The organism is Candidatus Methylomirabilis limnetica (assembly GCF_003044035.1).
Taxonomy (GTDB): Bacteria; Methylomirabilota; Methylomirabilia; order Methylomirabilales; family Methylomirabilaceae; genus Methylomirabilis; species Methylomirabilis limnetica.
The window spans coordinates 1-14,070 of record NZ_NVQC01000006.1 but is presented as its reverse complement, the minus strand read 5'-3'; the positions used below and the strand labels follow the sequence as shown (position 1 = coordinate 14,070).

17 protein-coding genes and 1 pseudogene are annotated in these 14,070 nt (G+C 57.4%); all 18 read left to right on the top strand.

What is annotated here, in order from left to right:
* Window positions 1–207, top strand: a 207-nt coding sequence (locus CLG94_RS00305; RefSeq protein WP_133174582.1) for a DUF2784 domain-containing protein, incomplete at its 5' end; no start/stop codon positions are given.
* Between the two features lie 302 nt (window positions 208–509).
* Complete coding sequence (locus CLG94_RS00300) at window positions 510–1,673, top strand: Fic family protein (protein ID WP_107560911.1); 1,164 nt, start codon at window positions 510–512, stop codon at window positions 1,671–1,673.
* Window positions 1,674–1,775: 102 nt separating this feature from the next.
* Window positions 1,776–2,024, top strand: a complete 249-nt coding sequence (locus tag CLG94_RS00295) for an AbrB/MazE/SpoVT family DNA-binding domain-containing protein (RefSeq protein ID WP_107560910.1) — start codon at window positions 1,776–1,778, stop codon at window positions 2,022–2,024.
* A complete protein-coding gene (locus tag CLG94_RS00290; protein ID WP_107560909.1) occupies window positions 2,025–2,360 on the top strand; it encodes a type II toxin-antitoxin system PemK/MazF family toxin in 336 nt (111 codons plus the stop codon).
* A gap of 128 nt (window positions 2,361–2,488) precedes the next feature.
* Window positions 2,489–3,538 carry a Fic family protein gene (locus tag CLG94_RS00285; RefSeq protein ID WP_107560908.1) on the top strand — a complete coding sequence of 350 codons (1,050 nt, stop codon included), beginning with the start codon at window positions 2,489–2,491 and terminating at the stop codon, window positions 3,536–3,538.
* 11 nt (window positions 3,539–3,549) lie between these two features.
* Window positions 3,550–3,786, top strand: a complete 237-nt coding sequence (locus tag CLG94_RS00280; RefSeq protein WP_133174581.1) for a hypothetical protein — start codon at window positions 3,550–3,552, stop codon at window positions 3,784–3,786.
* 143 nt (window positions 3,787–3,929) lie between these two features.
* Window positions 3,930–4,274 carry a hypothetical protein gene (locus tag CLG94_RS00275; protein ID WP_107560906.1) on the top strand — a complete coding sequence of 115 codons (345 nt, stop codon included), beginning with the start codon at window positions 3,930–3,932 and terminating at the stop codon, window positions 4,272–4,274.
* A gap of 319 nt (window positions 4,275–4,593) precedes the next feature.
* A complete protein-coding gene (locus tag CLG94_RS13900) occupies window positions 4,594–5,031 on the top strand; it encodes a helix-turn-helix domain-containing protein (RefSeq protein ID WP_161953937.1) in 438 nt (145 codons plus the stop codon).
* A 471-nt stretch (window positions 5,032–5,502) separates the two neighbouring features.
* The gene (locus tag CLG94_RS00260) at window positions 5,503–5,802 is read left to right on the top strand and encodes a BrnT family toxin (RefSeq protein ID WP_107560904.1); all 300 of its coding nucleotides are present in this window, start codon (window positions 5,503–5,505) and stop codon (window positions 5,800–5,802) included.
* Window positions 5,799–6,002, top strand: coding sequence for a hypothetical protein (locus CLG94_RS00255; RefSeq protein WP_107560903.1), 204 nt, complete (start codon window positions 5,799–5,801; stop codon window positions 6,000–6,002). Before CLG94_RS00260 ends, CLG94_RS00255 begins: the two co-directional genes overlap by 4 nt.
* Window positions 6,003–6,192: 190 nt before the next feature.
* The gene (locus tag CLG94_RS00250; protein ID WP_107560902.1) at window positions 6,193–7,650 is read left to right on the top strand and encodes a class I SAM-dependent DNA methyltransferase; all 1,458 of its coding nucleotides are present in this window, start codon (window positions 6,193–6,195) and stop codon (window positions 7,648–7,650) included.
* A gap of 14 nt (window positions 7,651–7,664) precedes the next feature.
* The gene (locus CLG94_RS00245) at window positions 7,665–8,090 is read left to right on the top strand and encodes a nucleotidyltransferase substrate binding protein (protein ID WP_107560901.1); all 426 of its coding nucleotides are present in this window, start codon (window positions 7,665–7,667) and stop codon (window positions 8,088–8,090) included.
* Window positions 8,087–8,407 (top strand): nucleotidyltransferase domain-containing protein, encoded by a 321-nt coding sequence (locus CLG94_RS00240; protein ID WP_107560900.1) that lies wholly within the window; start codon window positions 8,087–8,089, stop codon window positions 8,405–8,407. Before CLG94_RS00245 ends, CLG94_RS00240 begins: the two co-directional genes overlap by 4 nt.
* Entirely contained in the window at window positions 8,404–9,606 is a 1,203-nt protein-coding gene (locus tag CLG94_RS00235) for a restriction endonuclease subunit S (RefSeq protein ID WP_107560899.1), read from the top strand. The genes CLG94_RS00240 and CLG94_RS00235 overlap by 4 nt, the downstream gene beginning before the upstream one ends.
* A 6-nt stretch (window positions 9,607–9,612) precedes the next feature.
* A complete protein-coding gene (locus CLG94_RS00230) occupies window positions 9,613–9,969 on the top strand; it encodes a four helix bundle protein (protein WP_107560898.1) in 357 nt (118 codons plus the stop codon).
* A 39-nt stretch (window positions 9,970–10,008) separates the two neighbouring features.
* Window positions 10,009–11,061, top strand: coding sequence for a virulence RhuM family protein (locus tag CLG94_RS00225; protein ID WP_107560912.1), 1,053 nt, complete (start codon window positions 10,009–10,011; stop codon window positions 11,059–11,061).
* The gene (gene hsdR / locus CLG94_RS00220; RefSeq protein WP_107560897.1) at window positions 11,058–13,385 is read left to right on the top strand and encodes an EcoAI/FtnUII family type I restriction enzme subunit R; all 2,328 of its coding nucleotides are present in this window, start codon (window positions 11,058–11,060) and stop codon (window positions 13,383–13,385) included. The genes CLG94_RS00225 and hsdR overlap by 4 nt, the downstream gene beginning before the upstream one ends.
* Window positions 13,386–13,529: 144 nt before the next feature.
* Window positions 13,530–14,070: pseudogene (locus CLG94_RS00215) on the top strand (IS21 family transposase); the annotation flags it as partial.

The window sequence follows — 14,070 nt, the reverse complement described above, 5'->3', positions numbered from 1 at the left end:
CCGCTCACCCCTCTTGAGATTCGGTTCCGCCAACTGGGTGGCCAGGCGGGGTACGCGGGCGGCTTCATCGAGCACTATCTGCTGCCAGTCCTCTACCCGCAGAACCTGACCCGGCCGGTGCAGGTGGTTCTCGGGACGCTGGTTCTGATCCTCAACGCGGCGACATACAGGCGCTTGTGGCGCCGCCGTACAAGCGGTAACGTCTAACATGGAAATGGATCTGCCGAGCTGCGGCGCAATACATTGGCGTGCTGTCCTGGGCGTTCGCCCAGGAAGCGGTTGGGCGCGATCATCCCGCTGTGGCCCTGAGCCTGAACGGCATGGAGATTTCTCACTGAGCTCCTAGAGGAGCTCGCTCTCAGGATGTCGAGCGGTAGCGGGGACGCATGGGATGGGGCTAGGCTCCGATTGTTTGAGACTTGACGGACATGCCTATGGACATTTCACTCGCTATAATCTAATATACCTATTGTTATGAGTGACTTGCAGAGTTCTATTTACGGACATTGATGCGGCCATACGAACGGACACACCCCTGGTTGAAATTCCAGCTCGACCTCAGGCGGGCGTCCAAGGAGCTCTGGTTGCGTCTCGGCGAGGCCCAGTCGAAGTGTGAGCACATCGCGGGAACCCCGCTCAAGCCGGCAACCGGCCAGAAGCTGCACCAGGTCTATCTTGCGAAAGGGGTTCTTGCCACCACCGCTATCGAAGGCAATACCCTCACCGAGGCAGAAGTGCTTCAACTGCTCGAAGGCAAGTTGCACCTGCCGAAGTCCAAGGAGTACCTCCGACAAGAGATCGAGAATGTCGTCAAAGTCTGTAACGAGATCACGAGCGATCGCGAGACGTCCGACGGTGAGCTCACCGTTGAGCGGATCCGCTCCTTCAATCGGTCAATACTGAAGGACCTCGAGATTCCTCCGGACACTGTGGTACCAGGGGTGACTCGACCCTACTCAGTGGTGGTTGGGCCCTACAAAGGTGCGCCACATGAAGACTGCGACTTCCTGCTCAAGGAGCTGTGCTCGTGGCTCAACGAGCCGGTTTTTCGGCCGGCGAAAGAGGAGCGTATCGCGTTCGCTGTACTCCGCGCCGTACTGGCTCATCTCTATCTCGCTTGGATCCATCCCTTCGGCGATGGCAACGGCCGGACCGCGCGCATGGTCGAGTTCTTCATCCTGCTCAGTGCGGGAGTGCCGTCTCCGGCAGCCCACCTGTTGAGTAACCACTACAACCAGACTCGATCCGACTACTATCGGCAGCTACAGTTTGCGAGTAGTTCCGGCGGTGATGTGTTTCCCTTCCTCCAATATGCGGCCACCGGCTTTGTCGACGGGCTGCGCAGCCAGATCGAGGCGATCCGCGTGCAGCAATGGAACGAAGCATGGTGTAACTATGTCGACGAGCAGTTCGGGGAACGACCGTCGGCGTCGCAGTTGCGACAGAAGAATCTTGTGCTGGATCTCTCGGAGCATGACGATTGGCTTACCGCAGAGATTCCAAAGCTCAGCCCGAGCCTGGCAGCCTCCTACGCGACGAAACAAGCGAAGACCATTAGCCGCGACGTCAATTCATTGATCCATCGGGGTCTCATCGAGAAGCGAGGTACTCGAGTTCGGGCACGCCGCGAGATCATTCTGGCCTTCCTGCCGCCGCGAAAACAGAGATCGTGACGTGACCGCTTCGCGGCAGCTCAGCCCCGCATTGGACCATAACAATACTTGACATGATTTCAGTCAAGGGCTATACCATGTATATTCTCAGGAGGGCCGATTGTGGTGACCAAGATCCAAAAATGGGGTAATAGCCAAGGACTTCGCCTGGCCAAGCATGTTCTTGAGGAAGCGCACATCTCGCTTGGTGACGATGTTGAGGTGCGCGCAAAAGATGGTGTCATCGTCATTGCTCCTGTGAGGCGTGTGCGTGGAAAACATAGCCTCCAGAAACTGGTCTCTCGCATCCCCAGCGACTATGAAGCGGAAGAAATTGATTGGGGACAACCTGTCGGCAGAGAATCGTGGTAAATGGCCGACTACATACCAAGAAAAGGCGACTTCGTTACTGTTACGTTCGATCCGCAGTCCGGCCACGAGCAGAGGGGCAGACGGCCGGCCTTAGTTGTCAGCAATACGCTGTTTAACCAACATACCGGCCTCGTTATCGTCTGTCCTGTCACGAAGACAGATCGAGGGTTCCCATTTCATGTGGTGATTCCCAACGATCCGAATGTGGCCGGTTTCGTCATGGTTGAACAGGTCAAGTCGATAGATTATCGTACGCGTAAGGTCAGGCGTATAGGCACCGCTTCTGATGCTGTGCTTGACGAGGTGTTATCTATCCTTGATGCATGTATTTATTAACGGCCCAACCAGGCGGTGCACCAGACCGGCTCTCTTCCTTATGGTTTCTCAGCGAACCGGCTGGTGACCGCTGGCATTAGGCATTCCATCTGTAGCCGCAGGAAATCTAAAGAAAGCAACGCTACTCCATGACGAAGAGCTTCAAACCCATTTTCACGATCACCAACCGGATCACCGCCGGGCTGACCCGCATCGAGCGGGCCCGGGGGTTCCTGGAGGCCGCGACCCTGTCCGATGCCTGGGTGCGTGAGATGGGTCGGCGCGCCTTGATCCTGGAAGCCCACCATACCACACACATCGAGGGAACGCGCCTGACCCTGGAGCAGGCCAAGCGGTTGCTAGAGGGGAACCCGGTCCTCGAGGCAGACCCCGACGACGTGCGGGAACTGCTGAACTACCGGAAGGCCTTCGATTTCGTCTCCGAATATCTGGAAACCAGTGGACCGATCACTGAGGGACTGGTTAGGGAAATCCACAAGCGGCTCGTCGAAGGTGTCCGTGGTGGGGCCGCGGCTCCTGGCGAGTACCGGAAAATCCAGAACTACGTGGTCAACTCAGTGACCGGTGCGACGGTCTACACGCCGCCTCCGGCTCACGACGTGCCGATCATGATGGCGGAGCTGGTGGACTGGCTCAATCGCGAACAGGAGGTTCATCCCGTACTGGTGAGCGGCGTCGCCCAGTTCCAGTTTGTGCATGTCCACCCGTTCCTGGACGGCAACGGCCGCACCTCCAGGCTGCTCTCTACATTGAGCCTCTATCGGGCCGGGTACGATTTCAAGCGGCTGTTCACAATCAGCGAGTACTACGACCGTGATCGGGCCGCTTTCTATAACGCGATCCAGAGCGTCCGGGGGAGCGGCATGGAAATGACCGGGTGGCTGGAGTACTTCGTAGAGGGGTTGGCCACCCAGCTCACCGAGGTGAGAGAGCGCGGAGAGCAGGCCATCCGACGGGATGTGCTCATCAAGGAGCATGATCTTTCGGAGCGCCAGGCCAAGGCCATTGGACACATTCTTGAGCACGGCAGCCTGACTATCCAGGGCTTCGAACGTCTGTGTCCCGAGGTCAACCGTCGGTCTCTGCAGCGGGATCTGAAAGTCATGGTCGATGTCGGACTGCTGGTCACCGAAGGTGAAACGCACCACCTGCTCTACCGCCTGGCGGAGCCGGGTTGATCTTTGTGACAATGTTTACGACATGTTCACGACAGGCTTTGCGACATGGCCTTGAGGCGCTGGGGCCGAGGACATCGAGCCCGACGCCGCTTCGCTGCGCTCCGTCGGTAACAAAAGCTGGCCAGACCCAGATCGCGGCAGCGATCAGCCGGATCGAACACAATGCAGGCAATGTCACTATCGAGACGCTGCTGAAGGTCCCGCGAGTCCTCGGGAGCTCTCTCGATATCCGACTGACGGCGGCGTAAGACCGCCGGCGGGAACAGATATTCCAGCGATGAGCCATACCTCCGCTACAGGCCGTAAGCGGCCTGGACAGCGATGGCAACGGGGTGCCGTGTGAAAGCGTGAGCGGGGGAAGATAGAAGGGGTTGAGATCTTGAGGAAATCGATGGGAACGAATCGCAAGATTGCCCAAACCCGCTCGGATGGTTATTGGGATATCCGAGTATTTCATCGGACTAAACAGGGGAAGCGAGACCCCCGGTTTCTATTGAAATGCGGCTGCTGCAACGAACAGCTCCAGGTGTATTACGGCGAAGACAGCCTTGAAATTAACGGTATCATGGGGTCGGTCGATAACTGGCGAGAATTACTTTTGCCGCTCCTGGACATGAAGCTGCCAGGCCAGACACGCCAAAAGCTGAAGCACGCACCTTCAGGTAGAGCCAAGAAAAGCGTAACAAAGCAAGAGAAGCGTGAACCGCCTGGACGGAAAAGCCTGAATGCGCCGTGACCGGCAGGAATGATTGGGGCATAAAGATGTCCGCACGACCATGATTTCTACGCACGTCCTGAATCCACTGGGGGTTCATTCCCTGCGGCTTGCCGCGAGCTCGTCATACCGGTGGACCCCGGATCGTGGTCCGGGGCAGGCGCCGGTATCCAGAGGGCCCGACCGGATTCCCCCGTATCCAGTACGGGGCAGGCCCCGTATCAAGTACGGGGCAGGCGTGTCAAGCACGGAATGACGGGCCAGAACAGAAGACGATACCCTGCAGCTTGCTGCGGGGTAGTTCATTTCCTTGGTCAATCGGCCGGGATTCAGGCTCGAGGTGTTTCCCGGAACCGGGGAGCACTTTGAAGTCACTTCAGAGGATCAACCCACGCTCACCGCCTTTCTTCTTCGCCGCGCCAGACAGCGCGCCGGTTTGAGCCTGGCCCAGGTCGCGGAGCGTCTTGGCGCCACTTCCATCAACGCCTACGCCCGTTATCAGCAGGGCCGATCAAGTCCCGACCATCCAGAAACTCTCGGAGCTTTTCGCGGCTGTCATGCCGCACCGGGACCTGGTCCTGGTAGAGAGCGAGACGTGATGGTGGAGGCAGCCGAACCATTCGTTGCAGCGGCTGGCCGGCACACACGCATCGGAGCACTCCGAAACTTCTCGGCGCGGAGAGAGAAAGGAGCCGCCCCTTTTTCCAGGTCGGTGCCAAATTGTTTTAAAATATCTGGCGAAATACTGAGCATATGGCAGCGAATCAACAGTGACTAATCCGCGGACCGCATAGTAGGCGTTTCACGTTTGATATTCCGTGAATTGCCTATTAGCCATTGCTGTTTGTAATGGAACTTTATAGTTTACATCAAGTTCTTATTTCACCTTGACCGTGTATAAGAATCTGTGCTGTACTTATCCGTCCATCTAATAACTGGTTGCCGCTCCGCTGCGGCGGAGCGGCAACGCCGCGCGGATCAAGAATCCGCTGGCTGACCTCCACTTCGCTACGGTCAACCAGCGGATCGAGCGGACTGCAGCTCCGCCGAGCAAGCTCGACTCCGCTTCCGCCGCTCATCCGCGCGGCGTTCTCCCTTCGCTTCGCTCATGGAGAACGCGGGGCTGAGCCGGTGCCCCTTCCCTCCGCTCCGCTCCGGGAGAACCAGGGGCACGAAACCGACCGCTTCGCGGCGGCTCAGCCCCGCGTTATACGTAAAATAAGAAAGGAAATATAAATGGGAGCAACAAGTGCGTTATTATTTTGACTGGGATCCCAATAAGGCAAAAGTAAATCGAAAAAAACATAGGATTGGTTTTGAGCAAGCATCCACTATTTTTCTTGATCTAAGAATGATCGCCGTTTTTGATAGTGAGCATAGCGAACACGAAGACCGATGGGCTACAATCGGAATTGACGGGAATGGTATCTTGTTGGTTGTAGTACATACTTTCCAGCAGTTGGATGCCGACTGTTGCAGAATTAGAATTATTTCAGCCCGCAAGGCAACCAGAAAAGAATCAAAACAGTATCAGGAGGAAAATAAATGAAAAAAGAATACGATTTTTCCAAAGGTGAGAGAGGTAAGTTTTATCGTCCAGATGCAGAATTGTATCTACCTATTTATATCGAGCCGGACATGATGGAAGTGCTAAGAAAATTCTCAAAGAAAAAAGGTGTTGAGGTTGCAACGATAGTAAATGAATGGATAAAAAAAGACATTTCCATAGTAGAAACAATAACAAAATAACACATAACCAATCACTCTACAGGATGCGGCAAAATAACCGCCGCACCTGTGAGTTCAGGCGTTCTCCCTCCGCTCCGCTCCGGGAGAACCATGGGCACGAAACCGACCGTTTTGCGGCGGCTCAGCCCCGCGTTAGCCCGCACGAGACATGACCACAACGCGACACTGACCGCGTAGAGGATGGGTGCCTGTGTTTGAACAAGCCTTCAAGAACATCGACGACGTCCTCTGGAAAGAGGCGGGATGCACGACCGAGCTCGACTACACCGAGCAGACGTCCTGGCTGCTGTTCCTGAAATACCTCGATGGACTAGAGCAGGACCGCGCCGATGAAGCCGCGCTGGAGAGGAAGAAGTACAGCTACATCCTCGACAAACCGTACCGCTGGGAAAGCTGGGCCGCGCCCAAGGGTAAGGACGGCAAGCTCGACCACAACAGGGTCCTAACCGGCGACGACCTCCGCGACTTCGTCAATCAGAAGCTCTTTCCCTACCTGCACGGCTTCAAGCAGAAGGCCACCGGGTCAAACACGATCGAATACAAGATCGGGGAGATCTTCGGAGAGATCAAGAACAAGATCCAGAGCGGCTACAACCTGCGCGAGATCATCGACCACATCGACGAACTGCGCTTCCGCTCGCAGACCGAGAAGCATGAGCTGTCGCACCTCTACGAGGCCAAGATCAAGAACATGGGCAACGCCGGGCGCAACGGCGGCGAGTACTACACCCCGCGCCCGCTCATCCGCGCCATCGTCCAGGTCGTGCACCCCAAGATCGACGACCGTATCTACGACGGCGCGGTCGGCTCGGCGGGCTTTTTGTGCGAGGCGTACGAGTACCTGAAAGAGACCCACCCCAAGCGCACCACCGCACAGGACCGCATCCTTCAGGACCGCACCTTCTACGGTAAAGAGAAGAAGTCCCTCGCCTACGTCATCGCTATCATGAACATGATCCTGCACGGCATCGAGGCGCCGAACATCGTCCACACCAACACGCTGTCCGAGAACCTCGCCGACATTCAGGACAAGGATCGCTTCGACGTGGTGCTGGCCAATCCGCCCTTCGGCGGCAAGGAGCGCAAGGAGGTCCAGCAGAACTTCCCCATCCGCACCGGCGAGACGGCGTTCCTGTTCCTCCAGCACTTCATCAAGATGCTCAAGGCCGGCGGGCGCGGCGGCGTGGTCATCAAGAACACGTTTCTCTCCAATACCGACAACGCCTCCGTGAGCCTGCGCGAGCTCCTGCTGGAAAGCTGTAACCTGCACACCGTGCTCGACTGCCCCGGCGGCACGTTCCAGGGCGCGGGCGTGAAGACCGTCGTGCTGTTCTTCGAGAAAGGCGCGCCCACGCGCAAGGTCTGGTTCTACCAGCTCGACCCCGGCCGCAACCTCGGTAAGACCAACCCGCTCAACGACGCCGACCTCGCCGACTTCGTGAAGCTGCAAGAGACCTTCGCCGACTCGCCCAAGAGCTGGAGCGTGGACGCCAAGGGCATCGACAAGGCGACCTTCGACCTCTCTGTGAAGAACCCCAACGGCGGCGAGGAAATCGCGCACCGCAGCCCGCAGGAGATCATGGACGAGATCGCTGCGCTCGATGCGGAGAGCGCCGAGGTGCTGAGAAAGATCAAGGAGATGCTGTAAAGGAGGATCAGGCTATGGATGACATTCGGTGGAAACAGCGGTTCAACAACTACCTCAAGGCATTTCAGACGCTCGTTGAGGCGGTGGAATTGGCACGCTCGCGCGAATTATCCAAGCTTGAGCAACAGGGATTGATTCAAAGTTTTGAGTTCACCCATGAGCTGGCATGGAATGTATTGAAAGATTATTTAGAGGATAAAGGGATCGTCGGCTTGATTGGCTCAAAAGACGCGACGCGTGAAGCGTTCAAGAATGGTCTTATCGTGCAAGGCGAGGACTGGATGAAAATGATAGAAGTTCGCAATCTGACCTCGCATACCTACGACCTCAAGATCGCTCAGGCGGTTGCGGATGATATCCTGGAACGGTTTTATCCGGCCTTTCAGAGTATGGCGAAGAAATTCACTGCACTACATGATCAGGAAGACAAGAACTCATGAAATATGGGTTAACTGAAACAACGGTCGAAAACATCTGTGCCGTCTTTGCGCGTTTCCCGGAGATTGAAAAGGCGATTTTGTATGGATCTCGCGCCAAGGGAAACTTCAAGACGGGCTCGGACATTGATTTGATGCTCTGTGGCGAGGCGCTCACGTCTGATTTGCGCTCGACGATAGCATCGGCGCTGGATGATCTGCTGTTGCCCTACACCATTGATCTCTCGGTTTTCAATGAACTGAATCACGCAAAACTACGGGAGCATATCGAGCGCGTGGGCGTGCTGTTTTATGAGCAGCCAAGCAAGGCGCTGCTATGAAGAAGGAGTGGCCAACCAAAACGCTCGGCGAAGTTCTGCAAAAGACCGAGACGGTTAATCCGCTCCAATCGCCAGAAACGGAGTTCGACTACATCGATGTTTCAAGCGTCTCCAACGCAACGTTTCAGATTAAGGCAACGCAACGCCTCAAAGGAAAGAACGCGCCAAGCCGGGCTAGGAAGCTCGTGAGAGAGAACGACGTGCTCTTTGCGACGGTGCGGCCAACATTGCAGCGAATCGCTGTCGTGCCGGAGCATCTCGACAAGCAAGTTTGTAGCACCGGCTATTTCGTTCTCCGAGCGAAGCATGGAATTGACCACCGGTTCGTGTTCTACTCCCTTTTTACTGAGGACTTCATCGCACAGATGGAAAGCCTCCAGAAGGGGGCAAGCTATCCAGCAGTTACTGATGGAGATGTGAAAGCGCAGGTAATTCCCGTCCCCCCGCTCCCCGAACAGCAGCGGATCGTCGGCATCCTCGACGAAGCGTTTGAGGGCCTCGCCACCGCCAAAGCCAACGCCGAAAAGAACCTCCAAAACGCCCGCGTCCTCTTCGAAAGCCACCTCCAATCCGTCTTCACCCAGCGCGGCAAAGGGTGGAAACAAAAGACATTGGAAGAGATAGCAACAACCTTTGGTCGGGGTAAGTCAAAGCACCGACCACGAAATGCACCACATCTTTACGGTGGGAAATATCCATTCGTCCAAACCGGCGATATTCGCAATGCAGACCACATCATCACCGAGTATTCACAGACTTACAGCGAAGCCGGACTTGCCCAGAGCAAGCTGTGGCCGAATGGAACAATTTGTATAACAATCGCGGCGAACATCGCGGAGACGGCAATTTTGGGCTTCGACGCTTGCTTTCCAGACAGCGTCATTGGCGTGCTGGCGAACCCCAAAGAGGCTGATGTCGGTTTCATCGAGTACCTCCTTCAGTCATTCAAGGCGCGCCTCCAAGCGATGGGAAAAGGAAGCGCCCAAGCAAACATCAACATGGGCACGTTCGAGAACGAACGGTTTCCATTTCCGCCTGTCGCTGAGCAAAAAGAAATTGTCACCAAACTCGACGACCTCCACGAAGCAACCCAACGCCTCGAATCCATCTACCAGCAGAAGCTCGCCGCGTTAGAGGCGTTGAAGAAATCGCTGCTGCACCAAGCCTTTACGGGACAATTAACAATGGACAATGGATAATTGACGATGGGGAATGTCGTCAAGGAGAAGTCATTTGCTTTCGCAGTGCGGATTGTAATTCTGTACAAACATTTGTGTACTGAGAAAAAAGAATTTGTTCTGTCCAAGCAATTGTTGCGCTCGGGGACGGCCATTGGCGCACTGGTTCGAGAAGCTGAACAGGCAGAGAGCAAGGCCGACTTTGTCCATAAGATGGCCATCGCTCTGAAGGAAACCAACGAGACCGAATACTGGCTGGAGTTATTGCACGAGACACAATATTTGGAGCCCGCTGCGTTCTCATCCATTCATCACAATGTGGTTGAACTCCTAAAGCTTCTGACCAGCATTATCAATTCAAGCAAGCGCGAGATGAGCCAATGAACGCTGTCAATTATCCACTCTCAATTGTCCATTAATCGCATGCCCGACAACGAGGCGCCGCAATCCAGCATCATCCTCTACCAGACGGAGGACGGGCAGACGCGCATCCAGTGCCGATTCGAGAATGATACCATCTGGCTGACACAGGCGCTTCTGGCGGAGCTCTTCCAGAAAGATGTGCGGACGATCAATGAGCATTTGGTGAACATCTTTGAGGAGGGCGAATTGAGCCGAGAGGCAACTATCCGGAAATTCCGGATAGTTCGTTTGGAGGGCACCCGCGAAGTCGTTCGCGAGGTCGAACACTACAGCCTGCCCGCCATTCTCGCCGTCGGCTACCGCGTGCGCAGCCCCCGCGGCACCCAGTTCCGCCAATGGGCGACGGCGCGCTTGAACGAGTATCTCGTCAAGGGATTCACTATGGACGACGAGCGGCTCAAGAATCCGCCGGGCAAGGGACATACGGATTACTTCGACGAGTTGCTGGAGCGCATCCGCGACATTCGCTCCAGCGAGCGCCGGGTGTATCTGCGCGTGCGGGAGATCCTCGCGCTGGCCGCCGACTATTCGCCCTCCGAGCCGGAGACGCAGGTTTTCTTCCAGACGGTGCAGAACAAGCTGCACTTCGCCGCCACCGGCAAGACCGCGCCTGAACTGATCGCCGAACGGGCCGACTCCGCCCAGCCCAACATGGGGCTGACAGCGTGGAAGAGCGGCGTGGTCCGCAAGGGCGATGTGACCGTGGCCAAGAACTACCTGCGCGAGGCCGAGATCAACGAGCTGAACCGCATCGTCGTCATGTTCCTCGATTTCGCCGAGGATCAGGCCAGGCGGCGCAAGCAGATCTTCCTGCACAACTGGCAGAGTCGGCTCGAGGATTTCCTGCGGTTGAACGAGCGCGCCATCCTGCCCGACGCCGGCAAGGTCAGTCGCGAACAGGCAGACGCCATCGCGGAGCAGGAGTATGACCGCTTCGCTGCCAGGCGGCGTGCCCAACTCGAAGACGAGTCGGAGGCCGACACCCTCAAGCAACTCGAGGACGAGGTGAAGAAGCTGTCGAAGCCGAAAACAACCAGGCGCCCGAAACCATGAACGAAGCCGAGACCCGCGCCGAGCACATTGATCCCGCGCTGAAAGCGGCGGGCTGGGGTGTCGCCGAGGGCAGCAAGATCCTGCGCGAGTACCGCATCACGCAAGGCCGTCTCGAAGGCCACGGGCGGCGCGGCAAGCCGGAGATCGCCGACTACGTGCTGGTCTACCGCAACCACAAGCTGGCCGTGGTCGAAGCTAAAGCGTGGGACGAAGAGCTGACCGAGGGCGTGGGTCAGGCGAAGAGCTATGCCGGCAGGATGGCTATCCGCTTCACCTATTCCACCAACGGACAGGGCATCTACGGCATCGACATGCAGACCGGCAAAGAAGGCGAGCTGCCGCACTACCCCACGCCGGACGAGCTCTGGGCGGCGACGTTCGCCGCAGCGAATACGTGGCGCGACCGCTTCGCCGCTGTGCCGTTCGAGGACAAAGGCGGCTCGCACCCCAGCCGCTATTACCAGGACATCGCTGTCGAGCGGACGATGGAGGCCATCGCAGAGGATCGGCAGCGCATCCTGCTCACCCTCGCCACCGGCACAGGCAAGACCTTCATCGCGTTTCAGGTCGCGTGGAAGCTGTTCCACAGCCGCTGGAACCTGAGCCGCGAGCCCTCGCGCCGCCCACGCATCCTCTTCCTTGCCGACCGCAACATCCTCGCCAACCAAGCCTATAACGCCTTTTCCGCCTTCCCAGAGGATGCGATGGTGCGGATCGCGCCGGAGGACATCCGCAAGAAGGGCAAGGTACCGAAGAACGGCAGCCTGTTCTTCACCATCTTCCAGACCTTCATGAGCGGCCCGCCGAAAGACGACCACCCGTCGCCCTACTTCGGCGAATACCCGCCGGACTTCTTCGACTTTATCGTCATCGACGAGTGCCATCGCGGCGGCGCGAACGACGAGAGTAACTGGCGCGGCATCCTCGAATACTTCGCCCCGGCGGTGCAGCTCGGCCTCACCGCCACGCCCAAGCGCAAGGACAACGTAGACACCTACGCCTATTTCGGCGAGCCGGTCTACATCTACTCGCTCAAGGAAGGCATCAACGACGGGTTCCTCACGCCGTTCAAGGTGAAGCAGATCTCCACGACGCTCGACGAGTATGTCTATACGCCCGACGACACGCTGATCGAGGGCGAGGTCGAAACCGGGAAGCGTTACACAGAGACCGACTTCAATAAGATCATCGAGATCAAGGAACGCGAAGCCCACCGCGTGAAGGTCTTCATGGACCAGATCAACCAGAAGGAGAAGGCACTGGTGTTCTGCGCCACGCAGGATCACGCGCTGGCCGTCCGCGACCTCGTCAATCAGGTGAAGACGAGCAAAGACCCGAACTACTGCCAGCGGGTCACGGCCAACGACGGTGATCTCGGCGAGCAGCACCTGCGCGACTTTCAGGACAACGAGAAGACGATCCCCACGATCCTGACGACCTCACAGAAACTGTCCACCGGTGTGGACGCTCGCAACATCCGCAACATCGTCTTGATGCGACCGATCAACTCGATGATCGAGTTCAAGCAGATCATCGGACGCGGCACGCGGCTCTACGACGGCAAGGACTCCTTCACGATCTACGACTTCGTGAAGGCGCATCATCACTTCAGCGATCCGGAATGGGACGGCGAACCAATCGAACCGGAGGCGAAGGAGCAAAGGTATGAGGCATCTCCACCGGATCCGCCTTTGCTGGTACGCGACCCAGCGCTGGACAGCAGCAGACGCCCGAAGATCAAGGTGAAGCTCGCCGATGGCAGGGCGCGCACCATCCAGCACATGACGTGCACGACTTTCTGGCACCCTGACGGCACGCCCATGTCCGCGCAGCAGTTCATGGAACTGCTGTTCGGGAGGCTGCCGGAGTTCTTCAAGAACGAGGCTGAACTACGCGCCCTCTGGAGCGCGCCGGAGACGCGGAAGAAGCTCTTGCAGGGTCTCGCCGAGAAGGGCTTTGGCGGTGAGCAACTGGCTGAGATGCAGAAGATCATCGACGCGCAGAAGAGCGACCTGTTCGACGTGCTGGCGCATGTGGCCTATGCCCTGCCCCCGCTCACCCGCGAAGAACGGGCCGTAAGGGCCAAGGTCGTTATCAGCACGCATTTCAACAGCAAGCAGCAGGTGTTTCTCGATTTTGTGCTGTCACACTACGTCAGCGTCGGGGTGGAAGAACTTGATCAGGACAAGCTCACTCCCCTCTTGCGGCTCAAGCATCACAACTCCATCGCCGACGCCGTGGCCGATCTGGGCAGGCCGGATGAGATTGGGAGTGTCTTCACAGGCTTCCAGAAGTACCTGTATCAGCAACAAGCAGCCGCTTGACAAACAATTGATTTCGCTAGAGTAAAAGGGACCCACCTAACACGGCAATGATCGAGCAAAAGGAGCCCACTCTGATACGCTCGCTGTTTCTCGTGTGTTCGAGCAAGACCACACCAGAGACAGGGAGGGAGAGGAGTGCTAGGGATGGATCAGTACGAGCTCATCAGGACGGCCGCTCGGGTGTATCAGAAGAGTATTCGTCAGATCGCGCGGGAGACTGGGCATACACGCAAAACGATCCGCAAGGTTCTAGCTGGCTGGGAGCCTAAGTACCGGAGGAGGCACGAACCGGCCTCCCGGGTGATGGACTCGGTCGCCGCCATCATCGAGGGCTGGCTCCGCACGGATCAGGAGACCCCCAAGAAGCATCGCCACACGGCGCACCGGATCTGGACCCGACTGGTCGAAGAGTATGCCTTTCCGGGTGCGGAGTCGACAGTTAGACGATGGGTGCGGGAGCAGAAGGCTCGGCTGGGATGGCCGACAGTCACAGCGGTCATCCCCTTAGACCCGGAGCTCGCGCAGGAGGCGGAAGTCGACTGGGGAGCTGCCTGGGTCCGCATGGCAGGAGAGGAGCGGCAGGTCAAGCTCTTCTGTATGCGATCGCGCTATTCGGGCATGCCCTTTGTGCGGGCCTATCCGTACGAGCGACAGGAGATGTTCTTCGATGGCCACACCCGAGCCT

Bases quoted from the DNA above. Each gene is read 5' to 3' on its own strand.
- CLG94_RS00290 (WP_107560909.1), top strand. From the start codon at position 2,025: ATGGCCGACTACATACCAAGAAAAGGCGACTTCGTTACTGTTACGTTC.
- CLG94_RS00230 (WP_107560898.1), top strand. From the start codon at position 9,613: ATGGGGAATGTCGTCAAGGAGAAGTCATTTGCTTTCGCAGTGCGGATT.
- CLG94_RS00235 (WP_107560899.1), top strand. From the start codon at position 8,404: ATGAAGAAGGAGTGGCCAACCAAAACGCTCGGCGAAGTTCTGCAAAAG.
- CLG94_RS00240 (WP_107560900.1), top strand. From the start codon at position 8,087: ATGAAATATGGGTTAACTGAAACAACGGTCGAAAACATCTGTGCCGTC.
- hsdR (WP_107560897.1), top strand. From the start codon at position 11,058: ATGAACGAAGCCGAGACCCGCGCCGAGCACATTGATCCCGCGCTGAAA.
- CLG94_RS00280 (WP_133174581.1), top strand. From the start codon at position 3,550: ATGTTTACGACATGTTCACGACAGGCTTTGCGACATGGCCTTGAGGCG.
- CLG94_RS00275 (WP_107560906.1), top strand. From the start codon at position 3,930: ATGGGAACGAATCGCAAGATTGCCCAAACCCGCTCGGATGGTTATTGG.
- CLG94_RS00285 (WP_107560908.1), top strand. From the start codon at position 2,489: ATGACGAAGAGCTTCAAACCCATTTTCACGATCACCAACCGGATCACC.
- CLG94_RS00255 (WP_107560903.1), top strand. From the start codon at position 5,799: ATGAAAAAAGAATACGATTTTTCCAAAGGTGAGAGAGGTAAGTTTTAT.
- CLG94_RS00225 (WP_107560912.1), top strand. From the start codon at position 10,009: ATGCCCGACAACGAGGCGCCGCAATCCAGCATCATCCTCTACCAGACG.
- CLG94_RS00300 (WP_107560911.1), top strand. From the start codon at position 510: ATGCGGCCATACGAACGGACACACCCCTGGTTGAAATTCCAGCTCGAC.
- CLG94_RS00245 (WP_107560901.1), top strand. From the start codon at position 7,665: ATGGATGACATTCGGTGGAAACAGCGGTTCAACAACTACCTCAAGGCA.